16 protein-coding genes are annotated in these 18907 nt (G+C 45.8%); all 16 read left to right on the forward strand.

Going from position 1 to position 18907, the window contains the following annotated elements; translation table 11 throughout:
- Window positions 1-257 precede the first annotated feature (257 nt).
- The 16 genes from WG8_RS12675 (at window position 258) to WG8_RS12750 (ending at window position 18868) form a co-directional block, all read left to right on the forward strand.
- On the forward strand, window positions 258-1046 hold the full coding sequence (locus WG8_RS12675) for a DeoR/GlpR family DNA-binding transcription regulator (RefSeq protein WP_043891019.1): 789 nt from the start codon (window positions 258-260) through the stop codon (window positions 1044-1046).
- Window positions 1047-1230: 184 nt separating this feature from the next.
- Entirely contained in the window at window positions 1231-1437 is a 207-nt protein-coding gene (locus tag WG8_RS12680) for a hypothetical protein (protein WP_007430580.1), read from the forward strand.
- The gene (locus tag WG8_RS12685; protein ID WP_007430581.1) at window positions 1430-2335 is read left to right on the forward strand and encodes a carbohydrate ABC transporter permease; all 906 of its coding nucleotides are present in this window, start codon (window positions 1430-1432) and stop codon (window positions 2333-2335) included. Before WG8_RS12680 ends, WG8_RS12685 begins: the two co-directional genes overlap by 8 nt.
- A complete protein-coding gene (locus tag WG8_RS12690) occupies window positions 2332-3171 on the forward strand; it encodes a carbohydrate ABC transporter permease (protein ID WP_043891020.1) in 840 nt (279 codons plus the stop codon). The genes WG8_RS12685 and WG8_RS12690 overlap by 4 nt, the downstream gene beginning before the upstream one ends.
- Window positions 3172-3306: 135 nt before the next feature.
- On the forward strand, window positions 3307-4629 hold the full coding sequence (locus tag WG8_RS12695; protein WP_232289098.1) for an ABC transporter substrate-binding protein: 1323 nt from the start codon (window positions 3307-3309) through the stop codon (window positions 4627-4629).
- Between the two features lie 49 nt (window positions 4630-4678).
- Window positions 4679-6187: an alkaline phosphatase family protein gene (locus tag WG8_RS12700; RefSeq protein WP_007430584.1), complete on the forward strand. Its 1509-nt coding sequence runs from the start codon at window positions 4679-4681 to the stop codon at window positions 6185-6187.
- 6 nt (window positions 6188-6193) lie between these two features.
- Window positions 6194-7333 (forward strand): M20 family metallopeptidase, encoded by a 1140-nt coding sequence (locus WG8_RS12705; RefSeq protein ID WP_007430585.1) that lies wholly within the window; start codon window positions 6194-6196, stop codon window positions 7331-7333.
- A gap of 610 nt (window positions 7334-7943) precedes the next feature.
- Window positions 7944-8732, forward strand: a complete 789-nt coding sequence (locus WG8_RS12710; protein ID WP_007430586.1) for a DeoR/GlpR family DNA-binding transcription regulator — start codon at window positions 7944-7946, stop codon at window positions 8730-8732.
- A gap of 184 nt (window positions 8733-8916) precedes the next feature.
- Window positions 8917-10134: a pyridoxal phosphate-dependent aminotransferase gene (locus WG8_RS12715; protein WP_007430587.1), complete on the forward strand. Its 1218-nt coding sequence runs from the start codon at window positions 8917-8919 to the stop codon at window positions 10132-10134.
- A gap of 285 nt (window positions 10135-10419) precedes the next feature.
- Window positions 10420-11199 carry an HpcH/HpaI aldolase family protein gene (locus WG8_RS12720; RefSeq protein WP_232289099.1) on the forward strand — a complete coding sequence of 260 codons (780 nt, stop codon included), beginning with the start codon at window positions 10420-10422 and terminating at the stop codon, window positions 11197-11199.
- Between the two features lie 40 nt (window positions 11200-11239).
- Window positions 11240-12166, forward strand: coding sequence for a phosphonate ABC transporter substrate-binding protein (phnD, locus tag WG8_RS12725; protein WP_007430589.1), 927 nt, complete (start codon window positions 11240-11242; stop codon window positions 12164-12166).
- A 23-nt stretch (window positions 12167-12189) separates the two neighbouring features.
- Window positions 12190-12975 (forward strand): phosphonate ABC transporter ATP-binding protein, encoded by a 786-nt coding sequence (gene phnC, locus WG8_RS12730; RefSeq protein ID WP_007430590.1) that lies wholly within the window; start codon window positions 12190-12192, stop codon window positions 12973-12975.
- Window positions 12965-13786, forward strand: coding sequence for a phosphonate ABC transporter, permease protein PhnE (phnE, locus tag WG8_RS12735; protein ID WP_083837576.1), 822 nt, complete (start codon window positions 12965-12967; stop codon window positions 13784-13786). The genes phnC and phnE overlap by 11 nt, the downstream gene beginning before the upstream one ends.
- Window positions 13787-14091: 305 nt before the next feature.
- On the forward strand, window positions 14092-15117 hold the full coding sequence (locus tag WG8_RS12740) for a LacI family DNA-binding transcriptional regulator (protein ID WP_007430592.1): 1026 nt from the start codon (window positions 14092-14094) through the stop codon (window positions 15115-15117).
- A gap of 107 nt (window positions 15118-15224) precedes the next feature.
- A complete protein-coding gene (locus WG8_RS12745; protein WP_007430593.1) occupies window positions 15225-17555 on the forward strand; it encodes a glycoside hydrolase family 65 protein in 2331 nt (776 codons plus the stop codon).
- Between the two features lie 26 nt (window positions 17556-17581).
- A complete protein-coding gene (locus WG8_RS12750; protein WP_007430594.1) occupies window positions 17582-18868 on the forward strand; it encodes an ABC transporter substrate-binding protein in 1287 nt (428 codons plus the stop codon).
- Window positions 18869-18907: the final 39 nt, after the last annotated feature.

The raw sequence follows: 18907 nt of genomic DNA on the forward strand, positions 1-18907 counted from the left end.
TTGTTTAAAGTCCTTAAGTGTCAGCGAGCTTATAATGAGGTTGAAAGTTGGTTTGAGGTATACATTTGAAGAATCCTAAAATGTGGTTTTTATGTTGTGAATTCCACCTAAATATAATATCAGAATGTAATTACGTTGTTATTGGATTGTAAATGTTCGAAAAGCAAAGTTAAATATGTCGCTTTCCCATGGATTCTTTGGTGTGATTCAGTTAAGATAAATGTAACGGAATAACATACAAAATGTGGAGGGTAAGGATGCATTCTTCCTATAGCGAAGTGGAGAAAAGAAGGAAAGAAATATTGCAGGAATTAGACGAGCGCGACAAAGTCTATGTAAAAGAGCTTGCCGAAAAATTCGGTGTAACAACCGAGACCATTCGGCGAGACCTGGATAGGCTGGAGAGTCTGAACAAACTAAAAAAAATATTTGGCGGAGCGATCAAAACGAGCCATCAAAAGCTGGAATGGGTATATAACGATCGAGAGTCGATCAATTTGGAGGTCAAAAGAAAACTGGCGGCCTCGGCCGCCAATTGGGTGGAGGACAATGATATTATATTCCTCCAGGCAGGGAGCACCATTGCCCAAATGCCGCCATTCTTAAGAGACAAAAAGGAGCTTACGGTGGTCAGCAATTCTGTTCCGATCATATTTGAATTCGCTCAATATAAGCGAAATGGGGAATTTGATGGCCGAGTGATTCAGATTGGCGGAGAGCTTCAAGTTTCTTCGATGGGAATGTCAGGCGTACTTGCTCAAGACATGTTAAGGGATATTTCCGTAAACAAAGCTTTTTTTTCCTGCGGGGGGTTTACGCCTGAAAATATCAGTACGTTTCAGAGTGAGAGCGCGATAATGATGAAAAGCTTGTTGGCTCATAGCCAAAAGAAAGTACTGGTAGCGGATGCTTCCAAAATGGGCGTCAATCATCTGTATAAAGTAACCGCCCTACATAATGTGGATATGATTATTACGGATACGGACTTGCCGGAAGAATGGAAAACACACACCGAATTGTCCTCATTACAATGGCTTTCTATTTAAATTTATAAGAATTTCGATACAAGCAGCACATCGTTTGGAAACAAATGATGTGTTGTTTTTGTTTGGTATTTTAATTGTATTTATAAATTTTACAATATTAATTCGTTGTTTTTACGTTTGTATTACATTTCCGTGTTACGATTTCCCTGTAGAAACCACATGAAACGAAAGGAGAAGCCAACCATTGAATTATCAACTGAGTGATCGTGTCCGTGCGCTTAATCCTTATATCGGAGCGGAATTAAGAGATAAAGTCGAAACGCTTCGTCGATCAGGTCGCAAGCTTATCGCGCTTAACGTGGGGGAGCCGGATTTTCCCACACCGGTCCATATCGCTCATGCAGGTATAGAAGCGATCCATCAATCGATGCCAAGGAGTGCACATGGATAAACATTTAAACAAAACAAGCATAGCCAAATGGGCGTATACGAATTTAACTGCTTATTTATTGGTTTTTCCAGCCATTATTCTTCTTGTTGTATTTCATCTTTATCCGATGGGTATGACATTTTTTCTGAGCCTGACGGACTGGAATCTGATTACCCCTGATTTTAATTGGATTTTCGCAGGCAATTATTCGCGGATGTTTACTTCGTCCGAATTTTGGAGTGTCGTTGGAAACACGTTTATATTTAGTATCTTCTCAGTTGGCTTTACGGTCTTGCTGGCTACTGTACTGGCTGTTGTACTGGACGAAAAACTGCGAGGCGTCAGATTGTTTCGTTCGGTCGTATTTTTGCCCTATATTACACCTATGGCGGCTATTGGAACCCTATGGGTATGGATGTACAACCAGAATTTTGGTCTGATCAACTGGGTGCTGGATTTCTTCTCTATTCCTCCTGCTCCTTGGCTGGCAAAGCCGGGGTGGGCCATGGCTGCGCTAATCATTACGAAAGTCTGGAAGGTAGTCGGCTACTACATGGTGATTCTGCTGGCCGGCAAGCAAAATATAGCGGACTCCCTGTATGAAGCGGCCAAGATGGATGGAGCGGGAAGGCTGCAGTTGTTTACCCGGATTACGCTGCCGCTGCTTTCTCCTTATATCTTCTTTGTACTGATCGTCGCGTTAATTGGCTCTTTTGAAGATTTCGATCTGCTGTTTACGATGACCCGTGGTGGGCCTGCAGAAAGCACAAATATGATCATTTATTACATTTACCAGCATGCCTTTGAATTTTTTGATATCGGCTATGCTTCCGCAGCCTCATCGGTGCTTTTTGTTATCCTGATGCTCATCACATTTATCCAGATGAAGGTCTCCAAAAGGTGGGTGCACTATCAATGAGATTGAAGCAATTTGCATTTAGATGGTTCGGATTCGCCCTTTTGAGTCTTTTTTCAATCGTTATATTATTTCCTTTTATATGGATGTTGAGCAGTTCATTAAAGAGCGCCGATCAAGTGTACGTGTTTCCTCCTACGTTGATCCCGGAAGTGTTTCGCTGGGAAAACTACGTGGAAATATGGAAATTGGCTCCGCTGGCCCGGTATCTATTCAATAGCCTATTTACAGCAAGCGCCACTATCATGGTGCAACTGCTGTTGATCATCCCGGCTTCTTATGCTTTTGCCAGGCTGCGTTTTAAGGGAAGCGGTTTTCTTTTTCTCTTGGTTCTCGCTACCATGATGATTCCGGACCAAGTTACGTTTATCCCTAATTTTTTGACGGTCAAACAACTCGGTTGGGTGGATACGTATATGGGCTTGATGGCGCCATTCACCGTAAAAGCATTTGGCATATTTATGCTGAGACAAGCCTTTATGCAAGTGCCGAAAGAGCTTGAGGAAGCCGCCATTCTCGATGGCTGCGGACACACCAGAATCATGCGCCATCTCATGATGCCTTTATCGGGAGCAGCTGTTGTGACGTATATCTTGTTGTCCTTTATCTGGAATTATAATGAACTATTTTGGCCGCTCATTGTAACCAACAATGAAAATTTGCGGACAGTTCAGTTAGGACTATCGCGATTTATGGAAGAAGGCGGCGGAGGGAGCGGAGGAACGCAGTGGAATCTGGTCATGGCCGCTGCTGCAGTTATTATCGCCCCATTAGGCGTATTATTCATTTCCATGCAGAAGTTTATTGTAAAAGGCGTGGCCACTACAGGTTTAAAGTAAGCGATATGTCATTATAAGAATAATGTTTATCGACGTACTTTCACAGAAGACAGACCGCGTTTAGCGGAAGTTTTTCTTGTGATACCAGGTAGCTTATCCCAGGAAGTTTATTCTTTCTGATATCTAAAAAACGAGGTGAAAACATTGAAACGTACATTCATTAAAAGTGTTATCATGGCGTCAAGTTTGGTTATGTTGCTTGCAGGTTGCGGGCAAGGAGCTTCGTCTTCCATCACATCACAGCAAAGTAACAAGCAGGGTCCGGTACAAATTGAGTTCTGGTACGGCAATAGCGGCGTGATCGGGGACACCATTAAAGATTTGACCGAACAATTTAATCAATCGCAAGATGAAGTGAAGGTCAATGCGGTATTCCAGGAAAGTACGAATAATATCGGTAAGAAATTATTGACGGCAATTGTGGGCAATGCTGTACCGGATGTTGTTCAGTTGAACGCCAGATTCTGGCCGGCCTTTGCTTACAATAAAGCATTGCTGCCGCTTGACCCTTATATTCAAAAGGATCCGGAGTTTAACTACGGCGATTTTGTAGACAGCTTTGTAGATAACACGTTAATTGAAGGAAAGACATACACCCTTCCCTTCAACCGGAGTACACCGATCTTGTACTACAATAAAGATATCGTGAAGGAGATCGGGCTTGATCCGGAGCACCCGGTATCCACTTGGGACGAAATGATGACCGCCGCGAAGAAAGCGACCGTCCTCAAGGATGGGAAGACAGAACGATTCGGCTATGCGTCATTGCTGCCGCCCCTCTACTACTACTCATTGATGTGGTCCAATGGTGGAGATATTCTTAGCCTGGATCAAAAGGATGTTGTGATCGACCAAGCGCCGGCGATTCAAGGTCTGGAAATGTACCGGAAAATGATATATGACGATAAGACCATGATGCAGCCTCTCGGCGGGAATAGAGACGGCGATCAGGAAATGATCAATTTTCAAAACGGCAAGGTAGCTTTCCTGCTGGCCTCGACAGGAGACCTGAACCAGATCCAAAACAATGTCAAGTTTAAGCTTGGCGTCGATTTTGTGCCAAAGTTTAAAGAATATGCCGTTCCTTCGACTTCCGGGGGAAATCTCGCGATTGTGGCGAAGGCCCCGAAGGAAAAGCAAGATGCGGCCTGGAAGTTCATGAAGTTTCTTACCGATAAGCAGCAAACCATTTATTTCGCCCAGCATACCGGATATATGCCGATTCGAAAATCTGCAGTTAAAGCGCCTGAAATGGTGAAGTTTTATAAAGAAAATCCGTTCTTCAAAATTACTGTCGACCAACTTCCCTACGGTAAGGGAATCCCGGTCGTGCCTAACTTCGAAAAGATTGAGACTGAAATCCAAAATGCGCTCGGAAAAACCTATGCCGAAAATGTTCCAGCCCAGGAATCGATGAAGGAAGCTGCCGACAAGATACGTGAGCTGTTGAAGGAATAGAGTGCAGCTAAAAAATGAATGACTATTTAATAGAAAAGGACTGAGAACCATGGGGAAAACGACTGAGAAGAAAAGTCCTTCGGGACGGCGGGTACTCATTATCGGAACGGACGGATTAAGGCCCGATCAGGTTAATGCCGACACGATGCCTACTTATTGCCGGTTAATGGAAAGCGGCACGGTGTTCAAATCTTTTTATTCTGTTTATCCATCGCTGACACGGGTGTGCATGGCCTCATTAACCACTGGATCCTATCCGGGACAGCATGGTGTGATGGGCAATCTCATGTACTCGCCTCGTTTTTCGGAAGACGGACTGCTCCAGACAGGTGACCATCGGGAAATATTGCAATTCCAGCAGCGAACGGGGGAAGAGCTGCTCTTGCGTCCGACGCTCGGGGACCGATTGGCCCAAGCGAACTTGCGTTTGACGGTTTCGGCCGGAAGTTCGCCGGGAGCTTCATTGATCTGGAATTTTCACCATCCGCAGCATGTTATGAATCCGTCTACCGACTATGGTCTCCCGGAGCTTAGCGAATTGCATGCTGCGCGAGGTCCGGCCGCTGACGAAACCGATGTCTCGATCCGAAAGAAGGAACGCACTTTATGGGCCGTTCGGACGCTCATTGAACAGCAATTGCCCGATGAACAAAATACCGTTATGGTGCTGTGGCTTCCCGAACCGGACGAAACGCAACATTTTTGCGGCATCGGTTCGCAAGAGGCTAAACAAGCCCAAAGGCTAGTGGATCAATGTTTGTCCGAGATTTTGGAGGCTGTCTCGCGACTTGGACTCGAGGATGAATTGGATATCATGCTCATCAGCGATCACGGACATTCGACAGCTAACATGGTCGGTAGTCTGGAGGATTATTTGGATCAAGCCCGGAAAGAATTGAAAAGAGAATTGAATTTGACCGCGGTGGACGCTTTCATTTATGGGGACGAAAATCAAGTCGAGGAATTGCAGGCGCTCGCTGACTGGCTATCCGCTCAACCCTGGTGCGGTATGCTATTGGCGAGAGAACCGCTTCATCAGCAACTGAAAAATGCTCTGCCTCTGAGTGCGGTAATCGGAAGCATTACTCACGAGAGAGCCCCTCTGTTGGCTGTCGTTCCAGCGTGGACCGATGAATTAAATCAGGATGGCATTCAAGGAGTTGTTCATTATTTAAACACCAAAACGGAGAATAAAGCCTACCATGGCTCTATCCGGAACGGGGATATGCGGCCGTTTTGCATGGGATTCGGCCCAAGCTTTAAAAAGGGTCATGTGACTGACATTCCTGCAGGCATTATTGACATTGCGCCAACGGCTTTGCACTTGGTTGGAGTTACGGGTGAAAGCGGCTTTACAGGAAGGGTTTTATTTGAAGGTCTGAAAGGTTGCGAAGAGCAGGCGGTTCAGCACGACACTGTTAAGTATGAAGAATTATATGCGGATTCCGAACGAGCAAAAGGAATTCGGATCGCTGATGTGAATGGATCGACATATCTCACCGATTGTTTTTGTGAAAATACAAGTAACGCTCTTTCGAAAGCCGCAAAGAAAGGATGAGCTACGATGCGAACAAAATTTTGGGAAAACAAGGAAGCCGACATACTCGACCTGATTGAGAAGCTTGTCAATATCGATAGCGGGACGTTTTATAAAGCGGGTGTGGATCAGGTGGGGAATGTGCTGGCCTCTGCTTATCAGGCTCTTGGATTTCAGGTTGCGGTCGATCGGCAATCCGAGCGGGGGGACCATTTGGTCATTGTTCATCCTGAGGAACAGCACCCGGACATCTTGATTATTGGACATATGGACACGGTATTTCCTGTGGGCACCGCACAAAGCCGGCCATTTTCACGCGATGAATCCTATGCTTACGGACCCGGCATATATGATATGAAGGCCAGCTTGGTCATGACGCTGTTTGCAATAAAATCATTGATTGAACAAGGCGACGAGAGTTTCAAGCGGGTCAAAATCATTCTGAATTCGGATGAAGAGCACGGTTCGATCTATTCCAGGAACCTGATTGAGCGGGAAGCGGCAAGCGTTAAGTATGCTTTGATTGTTGAACCGAGCGATATGACGGGGAGACTTATAACCGGTCGGCGCGGCGGCGGTAAATTCGAATTGCATGTAACCGGAAAGGCGGCGCATTCCGGAGAAGAACCGGAAAAGGGACGAAGCGCCATTGGCGAACTTGCGCATAAAATTATTCAACTTCATGCGCTGACTGATCCAAGTGCAGGCGTCCATGTCAATGTCGGGGTGATTAGCGGCGGAACGACTCCCAACACGATTGCTGCCCATGCCAAGGCTTCTATTGATGTACGAATGGAGACACTGGAACAGGCGGTAGAGTTGGAGCACAAAATCAAACATATTTGCGGGGCGCCAACGATTGAAGGAACAACGTTAGTCTTGCAAGGCGGTATTACAAGACCTCCGATGATCAAGACTGCGAAATCTGAGCATTTATTGAAAATCGTTCAAGAAGAAGCAATGCAACTGGGAGAGTCGTTAACGGATATGAAAATCGGTTCAGGATCGGACGGTAACCTGACTGCGGCAGTAGGCGTAGCTACGATTGATGCGTTAGGCCCGCGTGGCGGTAACGCGCATACTGCGGAGGAGTTTTTGGATATCGAAAGCCTGGTGCCGAGAACAAGGCTCTTGGCTAACCTGATTAAACGATTAAGTCGTGAATAAATCATTTCTTTCCAGCCAAATGGGGAGGAGTAAGATCGAACGATTCTCGCTGCCGGTGCTGATGGACCGCACCCAAGGCAGAGGATACCCCCATATGTAAGAGACTATGATGCCACCCGGTTGAGCACGACAACCGGGTGGCATTTATTATGTCGGTAGGATCATGAAAAGGCCACTTCGTCGATATTCCGGGCAATTTTATAGGAGCTTCGGAGATAAATCTCGGCAGCGAAAGCGTAAAAGCGTTACATGAGAAAAAGAGACTTCGCAAATAAGGGAGTTATTCGCGTAGAATTTTAAGAACAATGTGAAAGCGGTGGACGTTAAGCCGAGATCGTCATAACCTAGCTTCATTTGACTTGCTGATGGAGACTCCCACCAAGGTGGTCTCCGTTGTATTTATTAGGCAACATTTTATTAAAAATAATCCTAGGATGTGATTTTTACCTTGTCAATTCCACTTAAATATAATATTAGAATGAAATTACGTTGTTTCTGAATTGTAAATGATCGAAAAGCAAAGTTGAATATGTCGCTTTCCCATGGATTCTTTGGTGTGATTCAGCTAAGATAAATGTAACGGAATACACAAAGAGTGTGGAGGGTAAGGATGCATTCTTCCTATAGCGAAGTGGAGAAAAGAAGGAAAGAGATATTGCAGGAATTAGATGAGCGCGACAAAGTCTATGTCAAAGAGCTTGCCGAAAAATTCGGCGTGACAACCGAGACCATTCGGCGAGACCTGGACAAGTTGGAGAGTCTGAACAAATTAAAAAAAATATTTGGCGGAGCGATCAAAACGAGCCATCAAAAGCTGGAATGGATATATAGCGATCGAGAGTCGATCAATTTGGAGGTCAAAAGAAAACTGGCGGCCGAGGCAGCCAAATGGGTGGAGGACAACGATATTATTTTCCTCCAGGCAGGAAGCACCGTTGCCCAAATGCCGCCATTCTTAAGAGACAAAAAAGAGCTTACGGTGGTCAGCAATTCTGTTCCGATCATATTTGAATTCGCTCAATATAAACGAAATGGGGAATTTGACGGGCGGGTGATTCAGATTGGCGGAGAGCTTCAAGTTTCTTCGATGGGGATGTCGGGCGTACTCGCTCAAGACATGTTAAGAGACATTACCATAAACAAGGCTTTTTTTTCCTGTGGAGGCTTTACGCCTGAAAATATCAGTACGTTTCAAAGCGAGAGCGCGCTAATGACGAAAAGCCTGCTGGCTCAAAGCCAAAAGAAAGTGCTGGTAGCGGATGCTTCCAAAATGGGAGTCAAGCATCTGTATAAAGTAACTTCTCTGCTTGAAGTGGACATGATTATTACGAATACAGACTTGCCGGAAGAATGGAAACCACACACCGAATTGTCCTCATTGCAATGGGTTTCTATTTAAATTTAAGAGAAATGCGAAACAAGCAGCACTTCGTTTGGAAACAAGCGGGGTGTTGTTTTTATTTGGCTTTTTATTTGTATTTATAAATTTTACAATATTAACATGTTGTTTTTACACTTATATTACATTTATATATTATGATTTTGTTGTAGAAACCACATAAAACGAAAGGGGAAGCCAACCATTGAATTATCAACTGAGTGATCGTGTCCGTGCGCTTAATCCTTATATCGGAGCAGAATTAAGAGATAAAGTCGAAACACTTCGCCGATCAGGCCGCAAGCTTATCGCGCTTAACGTGGGGGAACCGGATTTTCCCACACCAGTCCATATCGCTCATGCAGGTATAGAAGCGATTATTAAAGGTGTGACGAAATATACACCTGTGCAGGGGACACATGATGTTCGGCAGGCTGTTTGCGACAAACTGAAGAGAGACAACAGTCTGAGTTATGGCCCGGAGGAGGTGATCATCACCACTGGAGCCAAACAAGCCGTGGCGAATGCGTTGCTTTCGATTTGCAACGAGGGTGACGAAGTGCTTTTACCGATTCCCTGCTGGGGGAGTTACCCGGAAATGATCGCCCATACAGGGGCGCGGCCTGTGTTTGTTGAAACCGACCCGGAACAAGACTTTGGGCTCAACGTGGAGCGACTTGGCAGTAAAGTAACTTCCAAGACGCGGGCTATTTTGCTGACAAATCCTAACAATCCGACCGGAGCAGTACTTGATCGAGAAACGTTGTATGCCATCGGTATGATCGCTGTTCGTCATGATCTTTACATTATTGCGGATGAAATTTATGAACATTTGGTCTATGGCGAAAAAGTTCCTTCGATCGCGGCTTTAAGCGAGGAAATTAAAGCGCGGACGATTACGATAAATGGGTTATCCAAGGCGTATGCCATGACGGGCTGGCGAATCGGGTACGCATGCGGTCCATTGCCCGTGATTCGCGCCATGACAGTCATTCAAAGCTACACCACCTCTAATCCAAGCTCGATCGGTCAATACGCGGCGATTACGGCGCTCAAGGATGAGGGGGATTCGGTAAAGGAAATGACAAAATCTTTTGATGAACGAAGGCAGTATCTGATTCGTGAAATTCAATCGATTCGGGGATTGTCATGCCCCAATGCGAGAGGCGCTTTTTACTTGATGGTGGATGTGTCCCGTTACTTTGGTTCAGTTTATGAGGAGGGGACGATTGCCGATAGCAAGGACTTTGCCGAATATTTGCTGGATCAAGTGGGTGTCGTCGTAACGCCAGGGGACATGTTTCAGGCTCCCCGATTTATTCGGCTTTCCTATGCTACATCCCTGGCACAATTGCAGGAGGCTGTTGCCTTGATCAGGGCGGCATTGTCTCTATTGAAAATGCGAGAGGAAAATCTGAAATGAATCCATCTGCGTTTTTGAAAGCCGCAAAGAAAGGATGAGCTACGATGCCCAGGATCGGACGGCAACCTGACTTCGGCGGTAGGGATAGCGACGATTGATGCGTAGGTCTGCGTGGCGGTAACGCGCATACTGCGGAGGAGTTTTTGGATATCGAAAGCTTGGTGCCGAGAACAAGGCTCTTGGCTAACGTGATTAAACGATTAAGTCGTGAATAAACCATTTATACGGATTAAATGATTCGACATTGGGGATATATGTCAATGTTGGGGTTGAATAAAAATTCCAGTGTTTAAAGGAGATACTCCATTGCGAAATAGGATGAAGCAAAAACTTTTAGCAGGTAAAACGGCTTTAGGGGTTTCAATTATGATCCCCTCGGTTCAGCTTGTAGAAATGGCCGGAAAATTAGGATACGATTGGGTGTTGATTGATTGCGAGCATGGTTCCATCTCCTTGGAAACCGTTGAATACATGGTAATGGCAGCGGAAGCGAGCAACATTACACCCATCATTAGACCGCAAAAAAACGATCCGGAGTTAATCGGGCAATACATGGATCGTGGTGTGATGGGGATCCAAGCGCCACATGTCAGTTCTGCGGCAGAGGCTCAGGAAGTTGTCAATGCAGTAAAATACTATCCGGTCGGCAATAGAAGCTTGGCCGTGGGAACACGCTCTGCCAATTACGGATTCGGGATCAGTTTAACTGATTATGCCCAACAGGCTAATCAAGATCTGTTGGTCTGTGTCCAAATTGAGGACAAGGATGCTGTGGATAACCTTGATTCTATCGCGAAAGTTGAAGGAATTGACGTGTTATTTATTGGCCCGTCCGACCTTTCTCAATCGCTTGGACATCCCGGAGATGCCGGGCATCCTGTGGTAAAAAAGGTTATGGACGATGCTTTTTGCAAAATTATAGAGTCTGGAAAGCTGGCTGGTACGGCAGGCAATCTTGAAATAACACCAAGACGTTTGGAGCAAGGCGTGAAATATTACTATACGCATTTAACAACGCTGCTGGCATATTCATCTTCCGTATTCTTGGGAAATGCCAAGGAATGAACCCCATAGAAACAATCATTGATTTGAAGGGAGCAACATCATGTCCATCATTAGAAAAGCGCTTTTTCCCTTATTAAGTATTCTGGTCATCTTCGGAACGGCAGGATGTGCCGGACAAGGCACTCAAAACACTGGAGCTGCTAAAAGCAGCCAACAGGAAACCTCAGCCTATACGCCCGACAAGTTGAAAATCGGGGTTATTCCCAGCGAAGACAGTGAGAACGTTGAATCCAAAATGAAGCCTTTAAAAAAATATCTATCCAAGAAACTTGGCATGGAAGTTGATATTTTTGTGGCTAATGATTATACAGCTGTAGTGGAAGCAATGAGAAGCAAGCAAATCGACGTTGCCCATTTAGGCCCTTTTTCCTACCTGCTAGCTACCGAGAAGGCCAATGCCGAGGCTATAGTGTCGAAGGTTGACGCAGACACTGGATTACCAACGTATAAGAGCGTTATCCTTACACGCAAGAACTCGGGAATAAAGACGATTTCTGACCTTAAAGGCAAGACATTTGCATTTATCGATCCGGCATCCACTTCAGGAAATCTAGTGCCCAGAAATGAGCTGCTGAAAAACGGGGTCGATCCTGACAAAGATTTTTCCACTTCGCTCTATGCGGGTGGGGGGGATGCTTCAGCTCTGGCAGTGCAGAATAAAAAAGTGGATGCTGGCGCTACTTCCGATACTGTATATAAAGCAATGGTAGCGAAAAACCTGCTCCCGGATGTAAGCATTCTTCATGAATCAGCCCCGATTCCAACCTCTCCGGTAGCAGTACGAAAAGACCTGGATAGCGGATTGAAAGAAAAAATTAAGCAGGCATATCTTGACATGGATAAAGAATCCCCTGAATCTTTGAAAGCCTTGGGATTGGATAAATATGGTGAAATAACGGATTCGGCTTATGACAATTTACGGGAAATCGCCAAAATATTAAACCTTGACCTTACTGAGTTGAAATAGACTAATTAAAACGGAGGAAAAAGATGATTAAAGTGGAAGACCTGGTCAAATCTTATGGTCAAGAAACTATTTTAAATAATATTAATTGCTCCTTTGAAAGTAATGACGCAGTTGTTTTGCTCGGCCCCAGCGGGGCCGGCAAATCAACTTTGCTGAGGTGCCTAAACGGGTTGATTGAGGCAACTTCAGGCAGTATTTATATCGATGGGAAGAAACTGCCGACCGACAAAAAGGGAATACGGCTGTTAAGAAAAAATATCGGAATGATCTTTCAGAATTTTAACCTTGTCAAGCGGCTCACAGTACTGGATAACGTGCTTTGTGGGCGCTTGTCTTATAATCCGACCCTGCCATCTTTTTTCAAGGTATATAAAAAGGAAGACTATGAACTGGCACTTCATTACCTGGAGAAGGTAGGATTGGTTGATAAACGGAATCAAAGAGCCGACAACTTGAGCGGCGGGCAAATGCAAAGGGTGGCCATTGCCAGAGCCTTGGTGCAGCGGCCGACATTGCTGCTTGCCGATGAGCCGGTTGCCAGTCTGGATCCCAAAACTTCCCATGCCATCATGGATCTTTTGATGGAAGTCTATGAGGAAGAGAAATTAACCATGATTATTACTCTGCATCAGATTGACCTGGCTCCAAAATACAGCAAAAGAATTCTTGGTCTGAACTCTGGGAATATCGTGGCAGATTATCGTTCCGATCAGGTCAAAGCTTCTGATTTGTACCAGCTTTACGAGAACGGTCAGGAAACAGATGAAGATAGAGTTTACAAATATGAGGAGCAAAGACATGATAGATGATCAGAAAAATAGGGTTACTGACGCAAAGAAGGTCAGCCGCCAGTCTTTCAACTCAAAAAGGAATTTCCCAATATGGTTATCAACAATAGCTTTTCTTGTGATATTAGGCTGGAGTGCTCAGCAAGTTAATTTTAGTATTTCCGATCTGATTCAAGGTCTCCCTAATATATGGGATTTTATCTCTAGATCGTTTCCTCCTGATTTTACACATTTGGGTAAATATTCATTATCCGTTCTCCAGACCGTTCAAATGGCTCTTGTTGGTACTGTGCTTGCCGTCATCATTGCCATTCCGCTCGGAATCGGTGCGGCGAAAAATATCAGTCCACATCCTGTGATTTACAGTATTTGCCGGACTGTCCTCAACACGCTCAGATCGATCTCAGAAATGATCGTGGCGTTAATTTTTGTAACCGCAGTTGGTCTGGGGCCGTTTCCCGGTGTACTGGCGCTTGCCATCCATTCGGCAGGAATGCTTGGTAAATTTTATGCTGAAGCTATCGAAAATACGGATAAAGGCCAGATCGAAGCTCTGGAAGCATCAGGTGCCAATCGTTGGCAGGTTATCCGCTATGCCATCTGGCCGCAAATTTTACCGGAGTTTATATCCGTAAACCTTTTTCGCTGGGAAATCAATGTAAGATCAGCAACCGTACTGGGACTGGTCGGAGCCGGGGGGATTGGATTTGAACTGACTTCTACGCTCCGTCTTTTCCGCTACCAGGAATCACTTACCATTGTTATCTTAATCCTGGTCACAGTCATGATTCTGGATAAGTTATGCACAAAAATTCGACAGCATATTTTATAGGAGAAGACATCCACCTTGCAAGGAAGATGGGCGTGACACATTTGACCATCACAAACCATGATACGACAATGGATTTGCGGGGATCTATGAGTTAAGAGCATGCAATGATTCAGTATTATAAAAAATACAAGCGGAAATAAAGAAGCCGGTGGTCCTAAGGGCCGCCGGCTCTTTCTTCTAAATGGATCCAATGCTTTTCTTAGCTGCTTTGAGTAATAAATTTTGCTGAATAGGGCTTGATTATTTTAATATAATGACTATACTTAAGACTAGAAAGTGATCCGAAACGTTTTGGAGGACAAAAATTGGCTACAATTAAGGATATATCACAATTAACAGGCTTTTCGATCACGACCGTTTCGAGAGCATTGAACGGCTATTCTGACGTCAGCGAAAGCACCCGTAAGCTGATTAAGGAAGCTGCTGAGGCGTTAAACTACAGTCCGAACGTCCTAGCTAGAGGATTGGTCATGAAGGAAACGAAGACACTGGGATTGCTTGTGTCGGGAATGACGCACAAGAACATCAACAACAACTTTGTGTTTGAAGTATTATGCGGCATTAATGATAGCGCGGCTAGTTCTGACTATGATCTCATTTTGTTCAGTACGAACACTGCAAAGCAGAAAATGAAAACGTATACGCAGTTATGTCGGGAACGCAAAGTGGATGGAGTGATCCTGCAGGGTGTCAAGACCGACGATCCATATTTGCAGGAAGTTCTGGATAGCGATATTCCTTGTGTATTGATCGACATTCCGATCCAGAGCGAAAATGTGGGCTATGTATCGACGAATCATAAGGAAAGCGCTCAAGCTGCCGTAGAGCATTTGATCAGGTTAGGCCATCAGAAGATTGCCATGATCAACGGCTATTCGGAAGCTTTTGTATCCAAGGCACGCTTTGAAGGTTTCGTCAGCGCAATGGAGCAAGCCGGGCTGAACTGGAAGCGGGAATGGGTGGTAAAGGGCGACTTTACGGAAGAAGCGGCCCAGCAACAGGCCCTGAAGCTGCTAAGAGCATATCCAGAAATAACCGCCTTTTTTTGTGCCAGCGACATGATGGCCCTGGGAGTGATCAAGGCTGCTAATGAAATGGGATTATCCGTACCGGGGCAGCTGTCCATTGTGGGCTTTGATGACATTCCGACCGCTGCTTATTTTCAGCCGCCACTGACTACGATTGGGCAAAACATGTATCAGCTCGGGTATGAAGCAGCCAATTTGCTGATGCGCATGCTAAAGTCCGAAGACAGTCCCAAGTCTAATGTGCTTAGAAATGAGCTGGTTTTGCGTTCATCCACGGGCAAGCCATATGATCGCAGTATTTAAGCCATAACCGAAATGTTTTTTTGTTTTCCAAAACGTTTCGGTTTTATTTTCGCATAAATCCAAAACGTTTCGGATTATTTTATATGAAACTCTGGGAGGAATACGATTTGTTGAAATACGATGCTGGGCAAAGAGAATGGACTAACTGGCTGGTAAGGGAAACCTGTTTTGATCCCAACCACCAGGGCAAGGCCGAAGCCATCTTTTCCTTGGGCAACGGGTATATGGGATTGCGTTCAGCTACAGATGAGCGCTATGTCGGTCAGGTTCGTAACTGGTTCGTGGCTGGAACCTTCAACAAGTTTCATGAACACGAGGTCACCGAGCTTCCCAATGTTGCAGATGTGACCGAACTGCAAATCCTAATCAATGGTGAAACGTTCAGCCTTGAAAAGGGAAAAACGCGGCAGTACAGCCGTGAACTTAATCTGAAAACTGGAGAGTTGACCCGTGATATTGTATGGGAAAGTCCGAAAGGAGGAACATTTCAGCTTCAGTTTAAGCGGTTCGTTTCCCTGAGCAATCTGCATGTTGTCGGCTCCAAGGTCAGCATCAAACCGATCGACGGTGAAGCTATTGTACAGGTTGTATCAGGCATCAACGGCCAATGGACGAATTCCGGAGCACAACACTTTACCGAGGGAGAAAAACGGATTTTTGATAAGACGTACATTCAAATGACCTCCGCCACAACGGAGTCCGGCATTGATTTTGTGACTCATACCGTTCACCATTGGAGTCTGGATGGAAGCAGGGTTGAGCCGGAGCTGCGCCAGACGATGGAACGACGCAAGGTAGGCATTGAAGCCAAGGTTAGCATTCCCATGGGATCATGTCTAGAAATGGAAAAAATCTCAAGTGTACACACCAGCCGTGATCTGGCATATGGAAAGACGGACTACTCTCTCGATTTTATGCGAAATGCAGCCCTAACGGAGTTTAAGCAGGAGGCAAGCAAGGGTTACGACAGATTGTTTTTTGAAAGCGCTAAAATGTGGGAAGATATATGGTCGGCTTATAACATCGAGATCGATAGTGCCAGCGGCTATGACCAGCTTGGGATTCGTTTCGCCATATACCATCTCGTCATAATGACGCCTGCGCATGACAACCGTATGGGTATCGGGGCCAAAGGGTTGAGCGGAGAAGGGTACAAGGGCCATTCCTTCTGGGATACGGAGATTTTTATCCTCCCATTCTTCATCTATAGCAATCCAGTGGTGGCCCGTTCCTTGCTGGAGTATCGCTATCAGGGGCTGGAGGGAGCTAGAAGAAAGGCCAGGGAGAACGGTTTTGAAGGCGCCATGTATCCTTGGGAAGCGGGCTGGATTGAGGACGGGGAAGTCACGCCAGTCTGGGGAGACGTTGATATCGTAACTGGCGAACAGACCAAGATCTGGTCTGGATTCATTGAGCAGCATATTACTGCGGACATTGCGTACGCGGTGTGGCACTACGTACAGTCTACAGGCGATCTGGAATTCATGGAGCAGTATGGATATGAAATAATTTTTGATACAGCCACATTCTGGGCAAGTCGTCTCGAATGGGACGAAGAAGCTGACCGCTACCACATTAATCAGGTAGTGGGTCCGGATGAATACAAGGAGCATGTGGACAACAATGCTTTCACCAATCATATGGCGCACTTCAATATGCAGCTCGCCATTCAGTACTATGAGAAGCTTCAGCAGGAACGTCCCGATTTGCTTCAGCGCCTGGAGAATAAGCTAAATCTTGCAGCCGCAAGGGAACAATGGAACAAGCTTCATCAGTTGTACCTCCCGGAACCCAACGATCTGGGAATTATTCCGCAAGACGATACGTATCTCGGTAAAAAAATCATTGATCTTACACCTTACAAAAACCAGACAAAAGTCGCAAGCATCTTCAGTGACTACAATCTGGATCAGGTTGGTGAAATGCAGATTTCGAAGCAGGCGGACATCATGATGCTGTTTTTCCTGCTGGAAAATAAATTCGAACCTGCAGTCAAGCGGGCGAATTATGACTACTATGAACCAAAGACACTGCACGATTCCTCACTGTCCTTGTCTACACACAGCATCTTGGCCAGCGATTTTGGCGATCGCAAGCTTGCCTACGATCTGTTCCTGCGGGCGACCGAGATTGATTTGGGACCAAACATGCATTCCTCGGATGCGGGTATTCACTCGGCCTCCTTGGGAGGTGTCTGGAAGTGTGTGGTCATGGGATTCGCCGGCGTACGCATGCTGGATGGTCAGTTGCATCTGAATCCGAAATTGCCCGAATCCTGGAACAAGCTAAAGTTCCCTCTCTATTGGCATAACCACCGGTTGCTTATCACTCTTACACCTGAAGATGTGTTGATCGAGGCCGATACGGAGGAAAACATCAGCTTGCATGTTTTAGGGCAAAAGGTGAATGTCCATCAACGAATTCAAATCAAAATGTAGACATACATTTCAGGGAGGTCATTTACATGAAAAAAGGATCCATAGGTCTGATCATGATACTGGTGCTTTCCATGCTGCTGTCAGCTTGCTCTTCGGGAAGCAGTACGGACACAGGTAGCTCCGGTGGTAAGGTGAAGCTGACCTTTACCGTATGGGGCGATGTTAACAGCAGCGCGGATGAAGTGAAGCTGGCCGAGCAGTTTAATGCGGCTCACCCCAATATTGAGGTTAAATTCGAGCCCATCCCGAGCGAGGGGTACGGAACGAAGCTGACAACCTCACTTGCTGCCGGACAGGCACCGGACGTATTCCTTGTTGGCGATGGTGAATATTACAAATACGTAGATAAAGGCGTAGTTGAACCGCTCGATAGCTATCTCGCTGCAGACTCGTCATTCAAGCTGAATATTTTTCAGCCAGACCTGATCAACAACATGAAGATTGAAGGCAAGCAATATTATCTGCCAAAGGACTTCAATCCGCTGGCCTTATGGTACAACAAGCGCTTGTTTGACGAGGCACAAATTCCTTACCCGACTGATGAATGGACGTGGGATGACATGATCGCTGTTGCCCAAAAACTGACTAAAAAGGAAGGCAACAAATATACCCAATTCGGCTTTAACGCTGGGAAATGGGAATATCCGATCTATACCTATCTGTGGGATTACGGAACGGACATCGCCAATGAGGACGGTACTGCGGCCGAAGGGTACATGAACAGCGACAAAACCGTGGCGGCCATGGAGAAATATGTCGCCCTCTCTCAAGGAGAGAATAGGGTATCTCCGACTCCTCTGGATTCCCAGACGCTGGGCGGAGACTCCTCCATGTTTATGACAGAAAAGCTTGCCATGATGGTCACGGGGCGCTGGGTTAAGACTGATTTGGACAAATCCAATGTAAAATATGGCTCCGCTATGATCCCGAAAAGTGCGGACGGTACACGTTCAAGTATCACTGCAACCTCAGGCTGGGCCATCAATGCATCGAGCAAGCACAAACAGGAAGCGTACGAACTGGTGAAGTGGCTTTCAGGGGTAGAGGCCCAGAAGCTGCGTTCCACTAACGGCAAGGTACTTCCGGCCACGGTCAAGGAATTGGAAGAGGTCAAGGCCAAGGAAATGGCGGACAAACCAGTCATTGAGATGATGAATTTCGCCAAAAAGCCGATTACACTACGTTCCGCAAACGGTCCGATTTTCGTAGAGGAATTCACGAAAGCGCTTGAGAAGATGTTGCTTGGTGAACAGGACACCAGAACGGCTCTGGACGAAGCGGCGAAGAACGTTGACAGCAAGATCAAGAAATAACCATGGAGGTGAGCCGGAGGACATGCCGGTTCACTTTCT

Source organism: Paenibacillus sp. Aloe-11, assembly GCF_000245715.1.
Taxonomy (GTDB): domain Bacteria; phylum Bacillota; class Bacilli; order Paenibacillales; family Paenibacillaceae; genus Paenibacillus; species Paenibacillus kribbensis.

Excerpts from the sequence above, each read along its gene's own strand:
- WG8_RS12700 (WP_007430584.1), top strand. The coding sequence starts at position 4,679 with ATGGGGAAAACGACTGAGAAGAAAAGTCCTTCGGGACGGCGGGTACTC.
- WG8_RS12685 (WP_007430581.1), top strand. The coding sequence starts at position 1,430 with ATGGATAAACATTTAAACAAAACAAGCATAGCCAAATGGGCGTATACG.
- WG8_RS12690 (WP_043891020.1), top strand. The coding sequence starts at position 2,332 with ATGAGATTGAAGCAATTTGCATTTAGATGGTTCGGATTCGCCCTTTTG.
- phnC (WP_007430590.1), top strand. The coding sequence starts at position 12,190 with ATGATTAAAGTGGAAGACCTGGTCAAATCTTATGGTCAAGAAACTATT.
- phnD (WP_007430589.1), top strand. The coding sequence starts at position 11,240 with ATGTCCATCATTAGAAAAGCGCTTTTTCCCTTATTAAGTATTCTGGTC.
- phnE (WP_083837576.1), top strand. The coding sequence starts at position 12,965 with ATGATAGATGATCAGAAAAATAGGGTTACTGACGCAAAGAAGGTCAGC.
- WG8_RS12750 (WP_007430594.1), top strand. The coding sequence starts at position 17,582 with ATGAAAAAAGGATCCATAGGTCTGATCATGATACTGGTGCTTTCCATG.
- WG8_RS12710 (WP_007430586.1), top strand. The coding sequence starts at position 7,944 with ATGCATTCTTCCTATAGCGAAGTGGAGAAAAGAAGGAAAGAGATATTG.
- WG8_RS12675 (WP_043891019.1), top strand. The coding sequence starts at position 258 with ATGCATTCTTCCTATAGCGAAGTGGAGAAAAGAAGGAAAGAAATATTG.
- WG8_RS12705 (WP_007430585.1), top strand. The coding sequence starts at position 6,194 with ATGCGAACAAAATTTTGGGAAAACAAGGAAGCCGACATACTCGACCTG.